This window comes from Bacillus cereus group sp. BfR-BA-01382, assembly GCF_022663475.1.
Classification (GTDB): Bacteria; Bacillota; Bacilli; order Bacillales; family Bacillaceae_G; genus Bacillus_A; species Bacillus_A thuringiensis_S.
This window is the reverse complement of the sequence record NZ_JAKUFQ010000275.1, coordinates 1-483: the sequence shown is the minus strand read 5'-3', so window position 1 is coordinate 483 and position 483 is coordinate 1. Positions and strand designations below refer to the sequence as shown.

Genomic DNA, 483 nt, shown 5'->3' with positions numbered 1-483 from the left:
GGGGTGAAGTCGTAACAAGGTAGCCGTATCGGAAGGTGCGGCTGGATCACCTCCTTTCTATGGAGAATTGATAAGCGCTGCTTATCAATATAAGTTTCCGTGTTTCGTTTTCGTTTAGTTTTGAGAGTTCAATTCAATATTGACTCTTAAATGAGGATATGATATAAATAAATCCTGCAATTTGTATGGGCCTATAGCTCAGCTGGTTAGAGCGCACGCCTGATAAGCGTGAGGTCGATGGTTCGAGTCCATTTAGGCCCACCATACATTTTGGGGCCTTAGCTCAGCTGGGAGAGCGCCTGCCTTGCACGCAGGAGGTCAGCGGTTCGATCCCGCTAGGCTCCACCAAAAAGCTATTTTAAATAGCAAATGGTATGTTCTTTGAAAACTAGATAACAGTGTAGCTCATATTTTTTAATTTTTAGTTTGGTTAAGTTAGAAAGGGCGCACGGTGGATGCCTTGACACTAGGAGTCGATGAAGG

The 483-nt window shown here is 44.3% G+C and carries 2 tRNA genes and 1 rRNA gene; all 3 read left to right on the top strand.

Features of this window, described 5'->3' with window-relative positions:
* Positions 1 to 57, top strand: a 16S ribosomal RNA gene (locus MR160_RS33915); the annotation flags it as partial.
* A 130-nt stretch (positions 58 to 187) separates the two neighbouring features.
* Positions 188 to 264 (top strand) — tRNA-Ile (locus tag MR160_RS33910).
* Positions 265 to 272: 8 nt separating this feature from the next.
* Positions 273 to 348 (top strand) — tRNA-Ala (locus MR160_RS33905).
* Positions 349 to 483 lie beyond the last annotated feature (135 nt).